This is a genomic window from Amycolatopsis thermalba (assembly GCF_023376025.1).
Lineage (GTDB): Bacteria > Actinomycetota > Actinomycetes > Mycobacteriales > Pseudonocardiaceae > Amycolatopsis_E > Amycolatopsis_E thermalba.
Window position 1 is genome coordinate 4,353,193 of sequence record NZ_CP091196.1, and the last position, 16,963, is coordinate 4,370,155.

21 protein-coding genes are annotated in these 16,963 nt (G+C 73.8%); 11 read left to right on the forward strand and 10 right to left on the reverse strand.

Annotated elements, in window-relative coordinates; all coding sequences use genetic code 11:
* Positions 1-70 precede the first annotated feature (70 nt).
* From L1857_RS21020 to L1857_RS21035, 4 genes are all read right to left on the reverse strand, one after another.
* Positions 71-736, reverse strand: coding sequence for a DUF899 domain-containing protein (locus L1857_RS21020; protein WP_094002863.1), 666 nt, complete (start codon positions 734-736; stop codon positions 71-73).
* Positions 737-764: 28 nt separating this feature from the next.
* Positions 765-1,100, reverse strand: coding sequence for an ArsR/SmtB family transcription factor (locus tag L1857_RS21025; RefSeq protein ID WP_094002789.1), 336 nt, complete (start codon positions 1,098-1,100; stop codon positions 765-767).
* Complete coding sequence (locus tag L1857_RS21030; protein WP_116109638.1) at positions 1,090-1,521, reverse strand: SRPBCC domain-containing protein; 432 nt, start codon at positions 1,519-1,521, stop codon at positions 1,090-1,092. The genes L1857_RS21025 and L1857_RS21030 overlap by 11 nt, the downstream gene beginning before the upstream one ends.
* 109 nt (positions 1,522-1,630) lie before the next feature.
* On the reverse strand, positions 1,631-1,999 hold the full coding sequence (locus tag L1857_RS21035) for a DUF5997 family protein (RefSeq protein WP_094002862.1): 369 nt from the start codon (positions 1,997-1,999) through the stop codon (positions 1,631-1,633).
* A 45-nt stretch (positions 2,000-2,044) separates the two neighbouring features.
* Here L1857_RS21035 and L1857_RS21040 point away from each other — a divergent pair, with 45 nt between their 5' ends.
* The 3 genes from L1857_RS21040 (at position 2,045) to L1857_RS21050 (ending at position 3,610) form a co-directional block, all read left to right on the forward strand.
* Positions 2,045-2,767 carry a LysR substrate-binding domain-containing protein gene (locus L1857_RS21040; RefSeq protein ID WP_233156991.1) on the forward strand — a complete coding sequence of 241 codons (723 nt, stop codon included), beginning with the start codon at positions 2,045-2,047 and terminating at the stop codon, positions 2,765-2,767.
* A gap of 143 nt (positions 2,768-2,910) precedes the next feature.
* The gene (locus tag L1857_RS21045; RefSeq protein ID WP_094002861.1) at positions 2,911-3,243 is read left to right on the forward strand and encodes a TfoX/Sxy family protein; all 333 of its coding nucleotides are present in this window, start codon (positions 2,911-2,913) and stop codon (positions 3,241-3,243) included.
* Between the two features lie 58 nt (positions 3,244-3,301).
* The gene (locus L1857_RS21050) at positions 3,302-3,610 is read left to right on the forward strand and encodes a DUF1905 domain-containing protein (RefSeq protein WP_116109640.1); all 309 of its coding nucleotides are present in this window, start codon (positions 3,302-3,304) and stop codon (positions 3,608-3,610) included.
* On the opposite strand, the gene L1857_RS21055 is transcribed toward L1857_RS21050, so the two are convergent.
* Both L1857_RS21055 and L1857_RS21060 read right to left on the reverse strand, forming a co-directional pair.
* Positions 3,594-4,598 (reverse strand): 2Fe-2S iron-sulfur cluster-binding protein, encoded by a 1,005-nt coding sequence (locus L1857_RS21055; protein ID WP_116109641.1) that lies wholly within the window; start codon positions 4,596-4,598, stop codon positions 3,594-3,596. The genes L1857_RS21050 and L1857_RS21055 overlap by 17 nt on opposite strands.
* A gap of 1 nt (position 4,599) precedes the next feature.
* Positions 4,600-5,823: a cytochrome P450 gene (locus L1857_RS21060; RefSeq protein WP_094002860.1), complete on the reverse strand. Its 1,224-nt coding sequence runs from the start codon at positions 5,821-5,823 to the stop codon at positions 4,600-4,602.
* A 139-nt stretch (positions 5,824-5,962) separates the two neighbouring features.
* Between L1857_RS21060 and L1857_RS21065 the strand changes: the two genes are divergently transcribed.
* Positions 5,963-6,892: an AraC family transcriptional regulator gene (locus tag L1857_RS21065; RefSeq protein ID WP_094002784.1), complete on the forward strand. Its 930-nt coding sequence runs from the start codon at positions 5,963-5,965 to the stop codon at positions 6,890-6,892.
* Between the two features lie 103 nt (positions 6,893-6,995).
* Here L1857_RS21065 and L1857_RS21070 read toward each other — a convergent pair whose 3' ends face one another.
* Entirely contained in the window at positions 6,996-7,604 is a 609-nt protein-coding gene (locus tag L1857_RS21070) for a class I SAM-dependent methyltransferase (RefSeq protein ID WP_116109642.1), read from the reverse strand.
* 292 nt (positions 7,605-7,896) lie between these two features.
* Positions 7,897-8,814: a LysR family transcriptional regulator gene (locus L1857_RS21075; protein ID WP_249465988.1), complete on the reverse strand. Its 918-nt coding sequence runs from the start codon at positions 8,812-8,814 to the stop codon at positions 7,897-7,899.
* A gap of 71 nt (positions 8,815-8,885) precedes the next feature.
* Between L1857_RS21075 and L1857_RS21080 the strand changes: the two genes are divergently transcribed.
* Positions 8,886-9,734 carry an SDR family NAD(P)-dependent oxidoreductase gene (locus L1857_RS21080; protein WP_094002781.1) on the forward strand — a complete coding sequence of 283 codons (849 nt, stop codon included), beginning with the start codon at positions 8,886-8,888 and terminating at the stop codon, positions 9,732-9,734.
* Here the strand turns inward: L1857_RS21080 and L1857_RS21085 are convergent.
* Both L1857_RS21085 and L1857_RS21090 read right to left on the reverse strand, forming a co-directional pair.
* Positions 9,706-10,077 carry a DUF4267 domain-containing protein gene (locus L1857_RS21085; protein ID WP_094002859.1) on the reverse strand — a complete coding sequence of 124 codons (372 nt, stop codon included), beginning with the start codon at positions 10,075-10,077 and terminating at the stop codon, positions 9,706-9,708. The genes L1857_RS21080 and L1857_RS21085 overlap by 29 nt on opposite strands.
* Positions 10,078-10,401: 324 nt before the next feature.
* Positions 10,402-12,474: an N-acetylmuramoyl-L-alanine amidase gene (locus L1857_RS21090; protein ID WP_233156990.1), complete on the reverse strand. Its 2,073-nt coding sequence runs from the start codon at positions 12,472-12,474 to the stop codon at positions 10,402-10,404.
* A gap of 353 nt (positions 12,475-12,827) precedes the next feature.
* On the opposite strand from L1857_RS21090, the gene L1857_RS21095 reads away from it, so the two are divergent.
* The 6 genes from L1857_RS21095 to L1857_RS21120 all read left to right on the forward strand — a co-directional run bounded on the left by L1857_RS21095 (position 12,828) and on the right by L1857_RS21120 (position 16,958).
* Positions 12,828-13,127, forward strand: coding sequence for a DUF1540 domain-containing protein (locus tag L1857_RS21095; protein WP_094002779.1), 300 nt, complete (start codon positions 12,828-12,830; stop codon positions 13,125-13,127).
* Between the two features lie 145 nt (positions 13,128-13,272).
* Positions 13,273-13,653, forward strand: a complete 381-nt coding sequence (locus tag L1857_RS21100) for a YciI family protein (protein ID WP_094002778.1) — start codon at positions 13,273-13,275, stop codon at positions 13,651-13,653.
* A 37-nt stretch (positions 13,654-13,690) separates the two neighbouring features.
* Positions 13,691-14,866 carry an RNA polymerase sigma factor gene (locus tag L1857_RS21105; RefSeq protein ID WP_233157001.1) on the forward strand — a complete coding sequence of 392 codons (1,176 nt, stop codon included), beginning with the start codon at positions 13,691-13,693 and terminating at the stop codon, positions 14,864-14,866.
* A 199-nt stretch (positions 14,867-15,065) separates the two neighbouring features.
* Positions 15,066-15,524, forward strand: a complete 459-nt coding sequence (locus L1857_RS21110; RefSeq protein WP_094002776.1) for a DUF4383 domain-containing protein — start codon at positions 15,066-15,068, stop codon at positions 15,522-15,524.
* A 25-nt stretch (positions 15,525-15,549) separates the two neighbouring features.
* Positions 15,550-16,533 carry a pirin family protein gene (locus L1857_RS21115; RefSeq protein WP_094002775.1) on the forward strand — a complete coding sequence of 328 codons (984 nt, stop codon included), beginning with the start codon at positions 15,550-15,552 and terminating at the stop codon, positions 16,531-16,533.
* Between the two features lie 65 nt (positions 16,534-16,598).
* Positions 16,599-16,958, forward strand: coding sequence for an MmcQ/YjbR family DNA-binding protein (locus L1857_RS21120; protein ID WP_116109646.1), 360 nt, complete (start codon positions 16,599-16,601; stop codon positions 16,956-16,958).
* Positions 16,959-16,963 lie beyond the last annotated feature (5 nt).

Consider the following 16,963-nt stretch of genomic DNA (forward strand, 5'->3'; position numbering starts at 1 on the left):
GCGCGGGCGGTCTGGCAGGTTTCCGACCCCACCGTCGGGAGCGCCGGCCGCTCCTGCCCGCGCGACCGGATCAGGCCGGGTAGTCGTCGTGCCAGTGCCACCACTCGTAGGGCGGCGTGCGCGGGTAGCCCTCGGGTGAGTCCTCCCAGGTCTCCTGCCGTCCGAGCGCGGTGATGTCGAGGTAGCTCCAGGTGCCGCCCATCGCCTCGTCGCCGCGGTTGTTGACGAAGTAGGTGCGGAACACGCGGTCGCCGTCGCGGATGAAGGCGTTGGTGCCGTGGTACTCGGCCACCCCGAAGTCGCTGTCGAAGTCGTCCAGGATGGTGTACCAGGGCATCGTCCAGCCCATCCGCGCCTTGACCCGCTCGATGTCCGGTTGCGGCGCGCGCGAGGCGAACACCAGCGTGGTGTCGCGGGCGTTGAGGTGGGCGGGGTGCGCGACCTGGTCGGCCACCATCGAGCAGCCGACGCACGCGTGGCCGGGCCAGCCGTGCACGCCGGGTTCGAGGAACGCCCGGTAGACGATCAGCTGGCGGCGGCCGTCGAACAGGCCGAGCAGGGTCGTGGGGCCGTCCGGCCCGTCGAACCGGTACTCCCGGTCCACCTCGGTCCACGGCATGCGGCGGCGCGCGGCGGCCATCGCGTCCTTGGCGCGGGTCAGCTCCTTTTCCTTCACCAGGAGCTCCCGCCACGCGGCCTCCCACTCCGGCCGCGAGACGATCGGGGGTGTCCTCATCGGATTCTCCACCTTCCACATCGGACGATCATGCGGTACCTCCCAGGTGATCGCGCAGTTTCCCCAGCCGGTCGTCCCAGTCGCGGGCCAGTGCGGCGAGGAACTGTTGCGCCACCTGCATCGGCGCCGGCCGGAGGTGGTAGCGGACGCGGCGCCGCTCCCCCGGCTCGGCGGTCACGAGACCGGCGTCGGCGAGCAGGGCCAGGTGCTTGGCGACGCCCTGCCGGGTGATCGGCAGCCGGCCGGCGAGGTCGGTGGCCGTGGCCGGCCCCCGCGCGGCCAGCTCGGCGAGGATCGCCCGCCGCGTCGGATCGGCCAGCGCGGCGAAGACCTGCTCGGCGACGGCCTCGGCGTCACGCCGCATCGAGGTAGGCGGCCAGCTCGCCCAGTTCACGGGCCCAGCCTCGGTTGTTGCCGTCGAACGCTTCGCGGTGCGCGCCACCGGGCAGCTGGGCGAAGCCGGTCTCCACGACGGTCAGCCGCGTGCCGCGCCCGGCCGGTTCCAGGGTGAACTCGACGTAGGTCCGGCGCGGGTCGTCCTCGGGCAGGCCGTAGATCCGCCAGGTGAAGCCGAACACGCGCGGCTCCTCGACCCGCTCGATGCGCAGGTCCTGGCGGGACCCGTCGTCCCACTTCAGCTCCGCCGCGCCGCCCGGCCGCAGGTCGATCGACGCCTTCTGGCCGAACCACGTGCCCAGCCCCTCGGCGGTGGTCAGCGCGGCCCACACCGTCTCCGGCGGGTGGCCGAGCTCGACGACCCGCTCGATGCGATCCGGAAATGCCATGACGCCTCCTGTTGCAACTCGTTGGTTGCCACACTATGGCAACCGAACGGTTGCGTCAACGGGCGCGAAAAAAGCCGGCCTCCCGTATCGGGGAGACCGGCCGCGGCGCCTACTTCTGCTTCTTCAGCCGCGCTGCCTCCTTGCGCACCTCGGCCTGGGTGGCGCGCTCGTGCTGCAGCCACTCGGGGTTCTCGGCCTTCAGCGCGTCGATCTGCTCGGTGGTGAGCGGCTCGGTGATCCCGGCCCGGGCCAGCCCGCCGATGGACACGCCCAGCTTCGCCGCGACCACCGGCCGCGGGTGCGGGCCGTTGCGGCGCAGTTCGCGCAGCCACTCCGGCGGGTCGGCCTGCAGGGCGTTCAGCTCGTCGCGCGAGACGACACCCTCCTGGAACTCCGCGGGGGTGGCTTCCAGGTACACGCCCAGCTTCTTGGCCGCCGTCGCGGGCTTCATCGTCTGGGGAGTCTTCTGCGACGTCATGCGGTCCAGGGTAACGACCGCGGTCACGGCCGGTAACCTGGCGTGGTGACAGAGCCGACCTCCTTCACCCTCGGGTACGTCCCGGGGGTGACGCCCGGCAAGTGGGTGCGGATCTGGCAGGAGCGGACGCCGGACATCCCGCTGGACCTGGTGCAGGTCACCGCCGCGGAGGCGGCGGACCGGGTGCGCGACCGGGCGGTGGACGCGGTGCTGCTGCGCCTGCCGACCGACCGGAGCGGCCTGCACGCCATCCCGCTCTACACCGAGACGACGGTCGTCGTCGTGCCGAAGGACCACCTGGTGGCCGCCGCGGACGACGTCACCGGCGAGGACCTGGCCGACGAGCTGGTGCTGCACCCGCTCGACGACACCCTCGGCTGGGAGCACCCGCCGGGCCGGCCCGCGCTGGAGCGCCCCGCGACGACGGCCGACGCGATCCAGCTCGTCGCGGCCGGCGTGGGTGTCCTGGTGGTGCCGCAGTCGCTCGCCCGGCTGCACCACCGGCGCGACCTGACGTACCGGCCGCTGACCGACGCCCCGCAGTCGCGCGTCGCGCTCTCCTGGCTCGAAGACGAGACGACCGACCTGATGGAGCAGTTCATCGGCATCGTGCGCGGCCGGACCGTCAACAGCACGCGCGGCCGGCCACCCATGCCGAAACAACCCAAGGCGAAGCGCCCCGCGGAGGAGCGCAAGCCCGCGCCGCGCCGGAACCAGCCGCGGGGCGCGGCGAAAGGCGGCCGGCGCGGCAAGCCCCGCCGCCGCTGACCCGCGGCGCGTCGACCCGCGCTGAGCGGACGCCGGAACGCCCGTCCCGGGGCGATCTGCCGCCGCGACCGAAGCCCGGCCGTGCGGTTCTCCCGCGTGCCGCACATCCGGCGGCCACGGGGGCGCACCGGCCATACTCGGGCATGGCTTACGACCACGAACTCGCCGACCGGGTCCGGGATCTGCTGTCCGGCGCGGACGGCATGAGCGAGAAGCGGATGTTCGGCGGGCTGGGGTTCCTCGTCCACGGCAACATGGCCCTCGCCGCGGCCTCCGGCGGTGGGCTGCTCGTGCGGGTCGAGCCGGACGACGGTGAGCGGCTCCTCGGCGGGGACGTGCAGCCGATGGTGATGCGCGGGCGCGAGATGCGCGGCTGGCTGCGCGTCGGCCCCGCCGCCGTCCGGACTCCCGAGCAGCTCGGCGAATGGGTCGAACGGGGCGTGTCCTACGCCCGGGCCCTGCCCGCGAAGGCCTGAGCGATCGCCCGCGCGCCGCGGCCCCGAAACTGTCGGTGCCCCGTGGCAGTCTGACCGCGTGAACATCGCTTTCGACGCCGAACTGTGGGTGTGGGACGTGCGGCGCGCCGACACCTGGACGTTCGTGAGCCTGCCCGCCGGCGCCTCCGACGAGATCAGCGACCTCACCGAAGGCAGCCGGCAGGGCTTCGGATCGGTGCGGGTGCGCGTCCGCGTCGGCGCGACCACCTGGACGACCTCGGTCTTCCCGGACAAGGCGCGCGGCTGCTACGTGCTGCCGGTCAAGCGCGCCGTCCGGGAAGCCGAGGGCCTCCAGCCGGGCGACACCACGGCCGTCACCCTGGAACCCCTCACGAGGCCGGCGTGAACTTCTCCCGGTGGATCCGCCTCGGCGACATCCGGCGCCGCTTGAAGGCCTTCACACCCGCCTCCACCATCGCCGGCGGGCCGCACAGCCACCCCGACCAGCCGCGCCCGCTCGGCACGTCCTCGACGAACGCGTCGGTCGGGAACCCGCCGCGGTACGCCGGATCCGGCTCGTCCGACAGCACCGGCACGAACCGGAAACCCGGGTGCCGCCCGGCGATCTCGGCGAACCGGCCGAGGTCGTACAGGTCCGCCGCGCCCCGCACGCCGTGGTACAGCAGCACCTCCCGCTCCGGGTGCCGCGCCAGCGCGGTGCGGGCGATGCCGACCAGCGGGGCCAGCCCGGTGCCGCCCCCGATGAGCACCATCGGGCCGCCGTCGTCCTCCTCCGCCGGTGGCAGGTGGAAGTCGCCGAGCGGGCCGGTCGCCTCCACCCGGTCCCCGGCGGCGAGCCCGCCGAAGAGCCAGCCGTCGGTGGCGATCCCGCCGGGCACGCGCCGGACGTGCAGCTCCAGCACCTTGTCCTCGTCGGCCGTGTTGGCCAGCGAGTACTGCCGCCGCGCACCGGAGCCCGGCACGACCAGCTCGACGTACTGCCCGGCCTCGAACGCGAGCGGCTCGGACAGGCCCAGCAGCACCCGGCGGGTGTCCCGCGCGATGTCGGCGACCTCCAGCACGGTGGCCGTCAGGTCGCGCAGCGGGTGCGTGGCGCGCCCGGCGTCGGCGGCGCTGCTGACCTCCGTGTCGGCGAGCGGCCGGGCCTGGCAGGCCAGCGCCAGGCCCGCGGCGCGCTCCTCGGGGCTGAGGGTGTCCTCCGGCGCGGCGCCGTGGTCGACCTCGCCGGTGAGCACCTTGAGCTTGCACGTGCCGCAGGTGCCCTGGTTGCACGAGTTGGGCATCCACACCCCGCCGCGCAGGAACGCCTCGAGCAGGGTCTGGCCGGGGGCGCACTCGACCCGCCTGCCGCCGACGCTGACCGCGAACGTCACCTCAGACCTCCCAGGTGACGTGCAGCGAGGTCGGGCCGCGGAAGCCCCAGCCCCAGAACTCCACGCCCTCGCGGGTGTCGCGCTCCAGGTTCGGGATGGCCTCGAACAGCTCCTCCAGCGCGATGCGCATGACGTGGTTGGCGAAGTAGATGCCCGCGCACGCGTGGTTGCCGGCGCCGAAGGCCAGGTGCGGCAGCGGCGGGCGGTGCAGGTCGTACCGCGAAGGGGCCTCGTACTTGCCGGTGTCGTGGTTGGCCGAGCCGTAGGACAGCATCACCGGCGTCCCGGCGGGCAGGTCGACCCCGGCGACGGTCACCGGTTTGGTGGAGATGCGGGCGGTGGCCGACCAGATCGGCGAGGTCCACCGCAGCCCCTCCGAGATCGCCCGCGGGATCAGCGCCGGGTCGTCGACGACCTCTTCCAGCTGCTCGGGCCTGCTGAACAGACCGACCAAAGTGGACGCCATGCCGTGGCCGGGTTCCTGCATCGCGCCGAGCAGGTAGACGTAGATCGTGGGGTAGATGTACTCGCGGTCGCGGGTCTGGCCGGGCGGCATGCCGTCGTGCAGCCAGTGCGAGATGGCGCTGTCGTCGGGGTGCTCGATCCACCGGTCGATCAGCGGGTCGACCACGGCGCGGATCTCGGCCTTGGCCTGGTCGCCCTCGGCGAAGCCCTCGGGGTTGGCGAACTCGCCGTTCTCGTCGACGGCGGCGTTGGTGAACGAGCGGCTCAGCTTGGCGAACCACTCGCGCAGCTTGTCGGAGTCCACGTCCTGCAGGCCGAGCAAGTCGCCGAGCGAGCGGACGCTGACCGGCTCGCAGTACTGCGCGACCAGTTCGGCGTGCCCGTCGTTTTCGAACCGCTCGAGGTAGCGGCGCGCGATGGGCCGCACCAGGTCGTCGATCCAGCGGTCCACCTCGGCGGGCTGCAGGGCGGGCTCGACCATGGAGCGCAGGTCGGCGTGGATGTCGCCGTTGACGCCGATGATCGCCGGGTGCCCGAAGGTGCGGCCGCCGGCCGGGGTGATGACGGCCTCGAAGTCCGGGCTGGTGGCGACCTCGCGGCAGACCTCGGCGGTCGAGGCGACGTAGGAGCCCAGCACGGGCACGAAGGCGAGCGGAGCTTCCGCCCGCAGCCGCTCGTACACCTCGTACGGGTTGCGCTCGAGCTGCGTCATGGTGACCTCGTCGAGCCAGGCGAGGTCGGGCCGTTCGGTCGTCGTCATCGCGGTGTCCTCCCACATCGTCGTCCGGGATGACACGGGAGGCTAGGCAGCGCTGACCCGCGCGGCGACACGCTTCGCGCGGTGACGGCACGGATCGCGCGGCCGGTTCGTGACGTGCGTCTCTGGTAGCCTCCTGCGCATGCCCGCACGGCGTAGTGCGCCGCCCCGGGACTGGCACCAGGCCTCCCGGAAGGTGGCGGAGGCTTATTTCCCGCACGAGCTGCGGCCGCTCGGCGGTGGCCGCGACCCGCGCCTGACGCTGCGCACGCTGGACCTGGGCCCGGTGCTGGTGGGCCATGTCGGGTGGGGCGCCGACGTGCGGATCGGGTGTGAGTACCCGGGCGCGTACGAGGTCAACATGCCGCTGACCGGGCACCTGGAAAGCCGTGGCAGGCACGGGCCGGTGGTGTCGGTGGCCGGGCAGGCGACGGTGTTCCGCGCCGACACGCCGTCGCTGATCAGCCACTGGGACGCGACCTGCACGGTGCTGGGCGTGAAGTTCGACAGCGCGTGGCTGGACCGCGAGGCCGAGCGGGTGCTGGGCGGTGACCGGGTGACGCTGCGTGGTGAGCTGCCCGACCAGCTCGAACTGGGCGCCGGGCAGGGCCGCGCTTGGCGTCAGCTGGTGGGCGGCCTGGCGGCGAACCTGCACGAGCCCGGGATGCTCGGGGAGGTGGTGCGGGAGCAGCTGGCGGGTGCGCTGGCGGCGAGTTTCCTGCTGGCCGGGTGCCCCGAGGCGGGCGCGGGCCCGGTGCCGCGCCCGCGGGCGATCAACCGCGTGCTGGACCGGCTGCGCGACGACCCGGGACGAGCCTGGACGGCGGGCGACATGGCGGAGGTGGCGGGCACCAGCGTCCGGCGGCTGCAGGAGGGGTTCCGGCAGTGGGTGGGCTGCAGCCCGACCGAGTACCTGCTGGGAATCCGCCTGCAACGCGCCGACGCGGACCTGGCTTCGTCGGGGTGCACGGTCAGCGAGGTGGCGGCCCGCTGGGGCTTCTCGAGCGCCAGCCGTTTCGCGGCCGCCTACCGGCGGCGGTACGGGGTGCCTCCGGCGCAGGCGCGCCGCTGAGCGGCTTCTGCGGTGCCGGGCCGTTCGGCCGGCCGAGCACACCACCTGACTCCCCCACTACCGGCGCGTCCCCGGTGCCGGGTGGTCACGCGCCCCGGAGCGGTCACCCCTTCGCGGTGGCCAGGACCAGGTAGCGGTCCGCGCCGTCGTCGATGGTGTCGAGGCGCCAGCCGGCCGCGGTGAGGGCGGCGCGGATGTTCGGCTCGGCGCGCAGGTCCTCCGGGGTCAGCTCCCGGCCCTGCCGCCGCGCGAGTGCCGCGCGCCCGACCGGATGGAACAACGCGAGGCGCCCACCCGGCCGGCAGACCCGGGCCAGCTCCCGCAACCCGGCCACCGGATCGGCCAGGTGCGACACGAGCCCCGCGGCGAACACCGCGTCCAGCACCCCGGACCGCAACGGAAGGTGCACCGCGTCCCCGAGCACCAGCGCCGCAAGGCGATGGCGCCCGCGCACGGTGGCCTCGGCGAGCATCTCGGGCGTCACATCGACCCCGATGACCGTCCCTTCCGGACCGACTGCGTCCCGCAACTCCGGCAGCGCGCGCCCCGTGCCGCAAGCGATGTCGGCCACCGCCCCACCCACCGGCGGGCCCAGCTCGGCGACGGCACGCCGGTAGCGCGGCCCGTCGTCGGGGAACTTCAGCTCCCAGGCCGCCGCCCGCGGCCCGAAGAAGGCCCGCGTCGCAGCGAGATCGGTGGATGGCACGCTCATGGGAGCAGCCTAGGCGTTCCGCCCCCAACCAGGCACACGCAGCGACGACCGCACCGCGGACACCACTCGCACCGAGCCGGGAAAGCGGCGGCCGCCCACCACTGCAGCGGACCTCACGACCGGCCCGCACCTCCGCCACCGGCCCAGCACCACGCACAGCCAGCACAACGGCCGCAACCACCCACACCGGCGAGCGGCCGGCTCACGACAGCCCACGCACCCCCACTCCGCTCCCCACCGGCCGGCACCGCGCAACGCCAGCGGCAACCGGCCTCACGCCAGCCCGCCCACCTCACGACAGCGCCGGCGCCTCCACTGCCGCCAGGCGCAGCGCCTCCGCCACCCGCGCCACCGCCTGGGGCAGTGCGCCGGGCAGCCGCGCGAGCATCAGCCGCCGTTGTTCGGACGGGCCGCCGTGCACCGGGAGGATCCGCACGCCCGCCGGCGCCACCGCGGCGAGCGACGCGGGCGCCGTCGTGATGCCGCAGCCCGCGGCGACCAGGTTCAGCTTCGCCAGCCAGTCGCGCGCCGTGTGGGCGATCTCGGGCCGCTCGTCGAGGCCCGGCCACACCCCCATCACCTTGTCGCCGCCCGCGCCCGCGATCCACCGCTGGCCGTGCAGATCCGCGATGTCCACGAAGTCGCCGCGCGCCAGCGGATGCGTGGCGGGCACGGCGACGCACAGTCCGCGTTCGGCGAGCGTCCGCAGTTCCAGCGCCGGCGTTTCGCTGTCCGGCGGCCGGAACGGCGGCGCGGCCGCGATCAGCGCCAGGTCCAGCGTTCCGGCACGCAACGCGCGTACCAGCGCCGGGGTACTACCCTCGCGGGTCACCACGGTGATCGCCGGGTGGGTCTCGCGCAACGCGACCAGCGCCTGCGGCACCAGTCCGGCCCCGGCGCTGGCGAACCAGCCGAACCGCACCGTGCTGTGCTCGTCGGGCAGGCCGGCCAGCTCCCGCGCGGTGGCGTCGATCTGGTCGACGACGCTCGCCGCGCGGCGCACCACCACCCGGCCGGCGGGAGTCAGCCGCACGCCGTCGTGCCGCCGTTCCAGCAGCGGCGCCCCGGCGGCGCGTTCGAGCGACGCGATCTGCCGGGACACCGCGGACTGCGTGTAGCCCAGCGCGGCCGCGGCGGCGGTCAGCGTGCCCCGCTCGGCCACCTCCCGGAAAACCCGCAGCGCGGTGAGGGAGGCATCGGTGAAGGCCATGATGAACAGGAATACCCCAGGTGCGGAACTTTCGCTACCCGGATGGCTCCGGGGTTCCTAACGTCGGAGGCATGAACAGAGTCGCAGTTGTCACCGGCGCCACCCAGGGTCTCGGCCTCGCACTGGTCGAAGGTCTCGCGCAGCGTCTGTCCACAGGGGACACCGTGTACCTGACCGGGCGTGACCACGAGCGGATCCAGCAGGCGGTGGAGGCGATGCCCGCCGGTGGTGCCCACGTCCGCGGCGAGGTCTTCGACGTGGGCGACCCGGAAGCCGCCGCCCGGTTCGCCGATCTGGTCCGGGAGCGGCACGGTGGCGTCGACATCGTCTTCGGCAACGCCGTCATGCGCGTCGGCCCGGACGACGACCCGCGCGCGATCATCGACACCTACACCGAGGTCAACAACTTCGGCACCACGCGGCTGTTGCGGGCGTTCGCGCCGCTGGTGCGCGACGACGGCAGCCTCATCGTGGTGGCCAGCTCGCTGGGCACGCTGAAGCAGCTCGCGCCGGTGCTGCACCACCACTTCGACGGCCTGACCGCGCTCGACGAGGTGGACGAGCAGGTCGCCGCGTGGCGGGACGCGGTCAAGGACGGCAGCGCCCGCTCCGGCGCCTGGCCGGGTTTCGTGAACATCCCGTCCAAGATCGCCCAGGTCGCGGCCGTGCGCGCCCTCGCCTCGCAGCGCCGGGACGGCGACCTGACGCGCGGGATCCTGCTGGCGGCGGTGTGCCCGGGGATGATCAACACCCCGACCTCCGCGCTGTGGTGGGACGTCAGCGACGCGCCGACGCCCGCCACGGCCGCGATTGCCCTGCTGGACCTCGTGCTCGAGCCCGGGAAGCCCGAGCACTACGGCGAGCTGGTGCGGTTCGGGCAGGTCGTGCCGTTCACACCAGGAACAGCAGCACGGCGCTGAGCAGGATGACGACGGCGGTCGCGAAGTGGACGCCGAACGCGACCGCCTTGGGCCCGCCATTGCGCAGCACGACGACCGTGTCACCGAACGGGAGCAGCGCGACGACCAGCATGAACCAGGCCTCGGCGTGCGGTCCGGCGAAGGCCAGCAGGGCCAGGCCGACGAGGCCGTAGCCACCGTCGCGCAGCCCCTTGATCGTCAGGTAGGCCGGGTCGCCGCCGGTCCGGGCGGGGACGCCGTAGCCGGCCGCGGCGGCGCGGGGCGTGAACAGGAACCGCGCGCCGATGAACACGAGCAGCAGGTTGAGCAGGATGGCGAGCCCGTAGGCGACCGGGGTGAGCATCTTCATCTCCTTGCTAGCGTTGCTAGGTACGTAATCGACACTAGCGTGTCGGCGACAGAAGCGCTAGCACTGCTAGATAGGTGGGAGATGTGATCCGTTCGGCGCCCCGGGCGCGGAGCGGGAGCGGTTGAATCAGGCGGCCGGATGAGCCGCTGCGGCCGCGGACCGGAGCGGCCGAGTCGCGTGCGGAGGCAGGGGCGAGCAGCTTGATGGGCTCGGACGGCGCGGGTAAGAGCCGCCGCGAGGCAGCGGCGGCTCTTACCGATCAGCGACCGGCGCAGGCCAAGCGACCGCCCCACTGACCGCCAGAGCCCATCCCCCGGCTCAGTACCGGTACGCCACCGCCTTGCCGGTGGCGAACGAGAAGACGATGTAGCCGCCCTGGAAGTCGTTCCGGCGGCCGCCCGCCACGGCGTACTCGTCGCTCGTCGGGTAGCCCAGCCAGGACTTCTCCCAGCCCAGCGACGCCCAGTGGGAGCGGATCGCGCCGTAGATGGCGTGCGCGCCCGTGCCCGGCGACCAGTACACCGACCCGCCGCCGCTGCCGTTGAAGTGGTTGTACCGTCCCACCCCGTCCGGCGTCACCAGCTCGTTCGTCGTCGGGTAGCCGAGCGGGCCCGCCTCCCAGCCCAGCGCGCTCCACCGCGCCCGGATCGCGCCGTAGATCGCCCGCGCGCCGGTGCCCGGCGTCCAGTAGATCGACCCGCCGCCGCTGCCGGTGAAGTGGTTGTACCGGCCCACCCCGTCCGGCGTGCCCCGCTCGTCGGTCGCCGGGTAGGCCAGCGGGCCCGCCTCCCAGCCCAGCGCCGACCAGGTGTCGCGGATCGCGCCCTGGATCGCCTGCGCGCCGGTGCCCGAGGTCCAGTAGATCGACGCGTTCCCGGTGAAGTGGTTGTACCGCCCCACCCCGTCCGGCGTGACCCTCTGATCGGTGCGCGGGTACCCGAGCCCGGTCTCCCAGCCGCGCGCGGCCCACTTGTCGCGGATCGGCCCGTGGATGCCGCGCGCGCCGGTGTCCGGGGTGAAGTAGATCGAGGCGTTCTCGCTGAAGTGGTTGTAGCGGCCCACCCCGTCGGGCGTGCCCCGCTCGTCCGTCGTCGGGTACCCGAACAGCGACTGCCCGCCCAGCGCGGTGAACGTGCCGTGGATGGCGCCGTGCACCCAGTAGGCGCCCAGGTCGGACCGCCACGCGATGGTCGACCCGCCACCGCCGAACGTCGTCGCCCGGCCACCGCCCGGCCAGTCCGTCTCGACCGCGTACACCGGGCCCGCCGCGGCCGTCCCGACCGCCACCCACTTCTGGTGCACCGCGCCGGACCGCCAGTCGCCGGCCAGTTCGGTGGCGCGCGTGCGCAGGGCAGGCAGCTGCGCGTAGCCGGAGTTGCCGGGGCACTCGGTGGCGCCCACGTCCCGGTGCCCGAACACGGTCGGCAGCGTCACCTCGGTGCCCGCCGGGTACTTCGACGTGCCGCCGCCCCGGCTGACCAGCGTGGTCGAACCGGACGGGTCGGTGTAGCCGTTGCCGAGCTTCCACGCGGTCATCCGCGCCACCGCGTCCAGCGTCGCCTCGCTCGGCGCGACCGTGCTGTGCGTGCCGAGCATCGCGATGCCGAACGTGGACGTGTTGAACCCGCCCGCGTGCGCGCCGATCGTGGGCAGGTTCAGCCCGCCCGCGCGGCCCTCGAACACGGTGCCGCACTTGTCGACCAGGGCGTTGTAGCCGATGTCGCCCCAGCCGTTGGTGACCGCGTGGTAGTAGTAGATGCCCCGCACCAGCGACGCCGACTCCTCGCAGGTGTAGTCGTTGCTGTTGTCGGTGTGGTGCAGCGTCACGGCCTTGACGGTGGGCGCGTACTCCGGCGTCCAGGTCATCAGCGATTCGTCGGCGCCCCACTGCGCCCGCGTCACCACGGCCGGCATCGACGGCACCCCCGACGCCTGCGCCACCGTCGCATCCGCCGGGGAGGTCCCGGGATCGACCAGCACGGCGGACAGCTCGCCGGTCACCGGCACGCCGCCGCGTTCGGCGCGCACCTGCAGCCGGTCGGCCGGGCCGGTCCAGATCGGCTCGGTCGTGGACGGCGCCGCCACCCCGTCGCGGCCCGAGTCCTGCCGGTCCACGGCGCGCCAGTCGCTCCACGCGCCGCGCTGCGACCGCCACCGCACCGACACCTTCTCCGGCGCCGCGCCCCGCCAGCTCAGCCCGGCCAGCGAAAACCCTTCCCGCGCCGCGACCTCCCGCGCGCCCGGCGCCACCTCGGGCGCGTTCGCGAGCGCCACGGTGGACGCCTTCGGCTCGACCGGCCCCGCCCCGGGCTGCGCCGCGGCGGGCGCGGACACCACGACCGCGACGGCCGCGACGACGGACAACAACGAACCCCAGTGACGCGGGCGCACGCAAACTCCTCGGTGAAGCCGACACAAACGCGAGGAGCCTACGCGACGAACCGGATCATGAGGACGAAAAATTCGAGAATTTTTCACACGGGAACCGGGTGATCATGGTTGGGAATTATCCCGCCACCAGGCGATCGTCTACAGTGGACAACAGTGGTACGGACAATCACCCGAAGGGGCGGGAATCATTTCCGGGGGCGCCCTCCCGCAATTCTCGTCCGCGCTCCCACCAGCGCAAACCGCACCTTCAAGGATAGGCTCACCTAAATCCCGCCGAATTGCCGCGCACGCCCGGCGGTGGCATTGTCCGGGGTACCGGACGATGTCCCACCACCCTGTCGTGAGGAGCGGTTATGACCAGCACCGAGATGCCCGCTGTGGCCGAGTGCACCGTCACCGGGTGCTCGTACAACCACGACGGATGCCACGCCTTCGCCATCACCGTCATGGGCGAGAACGGCTCGGCGGACTGCGGCACCTTCGTGCCGCTGAACACCAAGGGCGGCCTGGACCGGGTCGTCGCGCAGGTCGGCGCCTGCTCGCGCACCGACTGCACGTACAACTCCTCGCTCGAGTGCACCGCCTCGGGCGTCCGGGTCGGGCCGGGTACCGGCGGTCACGCCGCCAACTGCCTCACCTACACCCCGCGCTGAGCGCCCGGGACGACGAGGGCACGGCCGCCGCGCGCGGCCGTGCCCTCGTGCTTTTCCCGCGCGCCCGGGCGAGAATCTCCCGGCGGGCTGTCGAGTCAGGGGCATCCCGTTCGTCATCTTCGGATGAGGACGACGGGGAGGACGGATGCGCTACCTGCTGATGATCTACAACTGCGAGCGGCCGCAACCGCCGGATCCGGGCTTCGCCGAAGCCCTGGCCCGGGTGACGGCGTTCGCCGACGAGCTGCGGCGGCGTGGCGTGCTGGTCGCCGGCGACCCGGTGCAGGACGTGCACACCGCGACGACGGTGGCCGTGCGCGAGGGGCGGACGCTGATCACCGACGGGCCGTTCGTGGAGACGCACGAGCACCTGGGCGGCTACTACGTGCTGGACTGCCGGGACCTCGACGAGGCGCTGGAGCTGGCCGCGCTGTGCCCGTTCGCCGAGAGCGGCACCATCGAGGTCCGGCCGCTGGCGCACGTGCCCGGTGTCGGCCACAGCCCCGCGCCCTCCGGTGCCGGCTGAGGCGGTCGGGCGCGTCTACCGCGAGCACCGCGCACGGATGCTGGCCGCGCTGGTCCGGGTGCTCGGCGATTTCGAGCTGGCCGAGGACGCGCTGCAGGACGCGTGCGCGCTGGCGTTGCGCGCGTGGCGGGAGACGGTGCCCGGCGATCCGGTCGCGTGGCTGCTCACCACCGCCCGGAACCGGGCCATCGACCGGCTGCGGCGGGAGCGGGCGGGCCGGGAGAAGGAGGAGCGGGCCGGCGCCGGGTGGCCCGCGATGAGCGAGCCCGGCGCGGAACGCCTGCTCGCCATCGGTGACGAGCGGCTGAGCCTGATCTTCACCTGCTGCCACCCGGCACTGGCGCCCGAGGCCCGCGTCGCGCTCACGCTGCAGGCCGTGGCCGGGCTGACCGCGGCGGAGATCGCGCGCGTGTTCCTGGTGCCGGAGGCGACGCTGGCGCAGCGGCTGGTGCGGGCCAAGCGCAAGATCCGCGACGCCGGGATCAGCTTCGCCGTGCCGGCCGACCACCTGCTGCCGGAGCGGCTGTCCGGGGTGCTGGCGGTGGTGTACCTGATCTTCACGCAGGGCTACACGGCCGCGCCCGCGGAGGCGGGCACGCTGCGCGCCGAGGCGATCCGCCTCGCCAAGCTGATCGCCGCCCTCATGCCGGACGAGCCGGAAGCACTCGGGCTGGTCGCGCTGCTCCTGCTGCACGACTCGCGGGCCGCCGCGCGGCACTCCCCCACCGGCGAGGTGGTCCTGCTGGCCGACCAGGACCGCGGCCGCTGGGACCGGGCCGCGATCGCGGAGGCCGTCGGGGTGCTGGACCGCGCGCTGCGACACGGCACGCCCGGCCCGTACCAGCTGCAGGCGGCGATCGCGGCGCTGCACGCGCAGGCGCGCTCGGCCGGCGAGACCGACTGGCCGCGGATCGCCGCGCTCTACGCCGAACTGCTGCGGGTCGCGCCGTCGCCGGTGGTGGCGCTCAACCACGCGGTCGCCGTCGCGATGACCGACGGGCCCGCGGCCGGGCTGGCGCTGCTGGAGCGGATCGACGGCCTGGACCGCTACCACCTGTTCCACGCCGCCCGCGCGGACCTGCTGCGCCGGCTCGGCCGCGCCACCGAGGCCGCCACGGCCTACCGGCGGGCGCACGACCTGGCCGCGAACCCCGCCGACCGCCGCTTCCTGGCCGCCCGCCTGACCGCCCTCGGCGAGCCGGAGTCCACCTGAGACCGTCCATTCTCGGCCACCGGCCGGGGCTGCCCGGACATCGGCGGCGCCTGCCGTGCCGGCCGGATCCGCGCCGTCCCGGACCGGAGCCGCGGCCGCGCTGAGCACGGTCACCAGCGGCCCGCGTGCGCTCGCCGACGGTTAGGCCGCCGGCGGCCGGGAAGCCACCCCGGTGAACCGACTTCCGGGAGGCAGGACCATGTCGCACACCCCCACCGCCGCGGGCACCGCCCGCACCGTCACCCAGATCCTCGCCGCGGTCGTCGCCGTGGTGTTCCTGCTGGTCGGCATCGCCGGGTTCATCCCGGGGCTCACCACGAACTACGACCAGCTCACCTTCGCCGGCCACCACTCGGGCGCGATGCTGCTCGGCGTGTTCGCCGTGTCGGTGCTGCACAACCTGGTGCACCTGCTGTTCGGCGTCGCCGGGCTGGTGCTGGCCCGCACCGCGCGCGGCGCCCGCGCCTTCCTCATCGGCGGCGGGCTCGTCTACCTCGTGCTGTGGCTCTACGGCCTGCTCATCGACCACGGCTCGGCGGCCAACTTCGTGCCGGTCAACGACGCCGACAACTGGCTGCACCTGGGCCTGGGCGTCGGGATGATCGTGCTCGGCCTGTTCCCGCTCTCGGCGGGCCGTCCCCGCGCCGACACGCGCTGAACCGCGCGGGTGGCACGATGAGGCCATGAGCAATGTCGAGGCGGACCCCGCCGAGCTGGTGTGCGGGGACCGGCCCGCCGCGGCGCGCACCGTGACCGTCCTGACGCCGCGCGATGTCCCGCTGGGCGGGCCACGCGCGATGCGGGTCCGCCGGACACTGCCGCAGCGGCAGCGGTCGCTGATCGGCGCGTGGTGCTTCGCCGACCACTACGGCCCGGAGGACGTCGCCGCGGGCGGCGGCATGGACGTCGCGCCACACCCGCACACCGGGTTGCAGACCGCGAGCTGGCTGTTCAGCGGCCAGATCGAGCATCGCGACAGCCTCGGCACGCACGCGCTGGTCCGGCCCGGCGAGCTGAACCTGATGACCGGCGGGCACGGCATCGCGCACTCGGAGGTGTCCACACCGGACACCACGACGCTGCACGGTGTCCAGCTGTGGATCGCGCTGCCGGACGAGCACCGGCACACCGCGCGGGACTTCCACCACCACGCGCCGCCGGTGGCCGAGCTGCCCGGCGCGGCCGTGCGGGTCTTCCTGGGCAGCCTCGCCGGCAGCACCTCGCCGGTCCCGTCATTCACTCCCCTGCTCGGCGCCGAACTCACGCTCGGCCCCGGCGCGCGCGTCGTGCTGGACGTCGACCCGGCCTTCGAGCACGGCGTGCTGCAGGACCTCGGCGGGGTCACCGTCGCGGGCAGGAAGCTGAGCAACGGCGACCTCGCCTGCCTCGCGCCCGGCGCGGGTGAGCTGGAGCTGGTGAACGACGGCAGCGGCCCGGCGCGGGTCCTCCTGCTCGGCGGCGCCCCGTTCGCCGAGGAGATCGTGATGTGGTGGAACTTCGTGGGCCGCAGCCACGAGGAGATCGCCGCCTACCGGGCGGCCTGGCAGGCGGGGTCGGAGCAGTTCGGCCGGGTCGAGGGCTACCGGGGAGCGGTGTCCCGGCTGCCGGCGCCGGAGCTGCCGCACGCGCGCATCAAGGCGCGCCGCAACCCGCCTGCGCCGGGGTAGTTCCGGCCCGCGGATGGACGGCACACTGGTGACGGGGCGGCCCGCGACCGGGTGCGGAGGTGCGGATGGCTGTGCTCGACGATGTTCGCGCGCTGGGCTCGGAGCTCGAGCGCTCGTATCCGGTGTACGTGCGCGGCCGGTTGAAGTTCCGGGTCCGGCAGATCGTCTACGTCGCGTTCTCCCCCGACGAAACGGTGATGGAGTTCGCGTTCCCCAAGGAGGAGCGCGCCGCGCTCGTCGCCGGCGAGCCGCACAAGTTCCGGCTGCCGTCGGCGCCGGACATGCGGTTCAACTGGGTTCGCGCCGAGCTCGCCGCGCTGGACCCGGCCGAGGCCCGCGAGCTCGTCGTGGACGCGTGGCGGATGGTGGTCCCCCGGAAGCTCTCCCGCGCCTACGACCTCGCCCATCCCGGCGGCCCGGGATGACGGTC

Bases quoted from the DNA above. Each gene is read 5' to 3' on its own strand.
- L1857_RS21075 (WP_249465988.1), bottom strand. From the start codon at position 8,814: ATGGCCTTCACCGATGCCTCCCTCACCGCGCTGCGGGTTTTCCGGGAG.
- L1857_RS21070 (WP_116109642.1), bottom strand. From the start codon at position 7,604: ATGAGCGTGCCATCCACCGATCTCGCTGCGACGCGGGCCTTCTTCGGG.
- L1857_RS21105 (WP_233157001.1), top strand. From the start codon at position 13,691: ATGCTGGCCGCGCTGGTCCGGGTGCTCGGCGATTTCGAGCTGGCCGAG.
- L1857_RS21115 (WP_094002775.1), top strand. From the start codon at position 15,550: ATGAGCAATGTCGAGGCGGACCCCGCCGAGCTGGTGTGCGGGGACCGG.
- L1857_RS21025 (WP_094002789.1), bottom strand. From the start codon at position 1,100: ATGCGGCGTGACGCCGAGGCCGTCGCCGAGCAGGTCTTCGCCGCGCTG.
- L1857_RS21065 (WP_094002784.1), top strand. From the start codon at position 5,963: ATGCCCGCACGGCGTAGTGCGCCGCCCCGGGACTGGCACCAGGCCTCC.
- L1857_RS21080 (WP_094002781.1), top strand. From the start codon at position 8,886: ATGAACAGAGTCGCAGTTGTCACCGGCGCCACCCAGGGTCTCGGCCTC.
- L1857_RS21020 (WP_094002863.1), bottom strand. From the start codon at position 736: ATGAGGACACCCCCGATCGTCTCGCGGCCGGAGTGGGAGGCCGCGTGG.
- L1857_RS21045 (WP_094002861.1), top strand. From the start codon at position 2,911: ATGGCTTACGACCACGAACTCGCCGACCGGGTCCGGGATCTGCTGTCC.
- L1857_RS21100 (WP_094002778.1), top strand. From the start codon at position 13,273: ATGCGCTACCTGCTGATGATCTACAACTGCGAGCGGCCGCAACCGCCG.
- L1857_RS21030 (WP_116109638.1), bottom strand. From the start codon at position 1,521: ATGGCATTTCCGGATCGCATCGAGCGGGTCGTCGAGCTCGGCCACCCG.
- L1857_RS21095 (WP_094002779.1), top strand. From the start codon at position 12,828: ATGACCAGCACCGAGATGCCCGCTGTGGCCGAGTGCACCGTCACCGGG.
- L1857_RS21035 (WP_094002862.1), bottom strand. From the start codon at position 1,999: ATGACGTCGCAGAAGACTCCCCAGACGATGAAGCCCGCGACGGCGGCC.
- L1857_RS21110 (WP_094002776.1), top strand. From the start codon at position 15,066: ATGTCGCACACCCCCACCGCCGCGGGCACCGCCCGCACCGTCACCCAG.
- L1857_RS21085 (WP_094002859.1), bottom strand. From the start codon at position 10,077: ATGCTCACCCCGGTCGCCTACGGGCTCGCCATCCTGCTCAACCTGCTG.
- L1857_RS21120 (WP_116109646.1), top strand. From the start codon at position 16,599: ATGGCTGTGCTCGACGATGTTCGCGCGCTGGGCTCGGAGCTCGAGCGC.
- L1857_RS21060 (WP_094002860.1), bottom strand. From the start codon at position 5,823: ATGACGACGACCGAACGGCCCGACCTCGCCTGGCTCGACGAGGTCACC.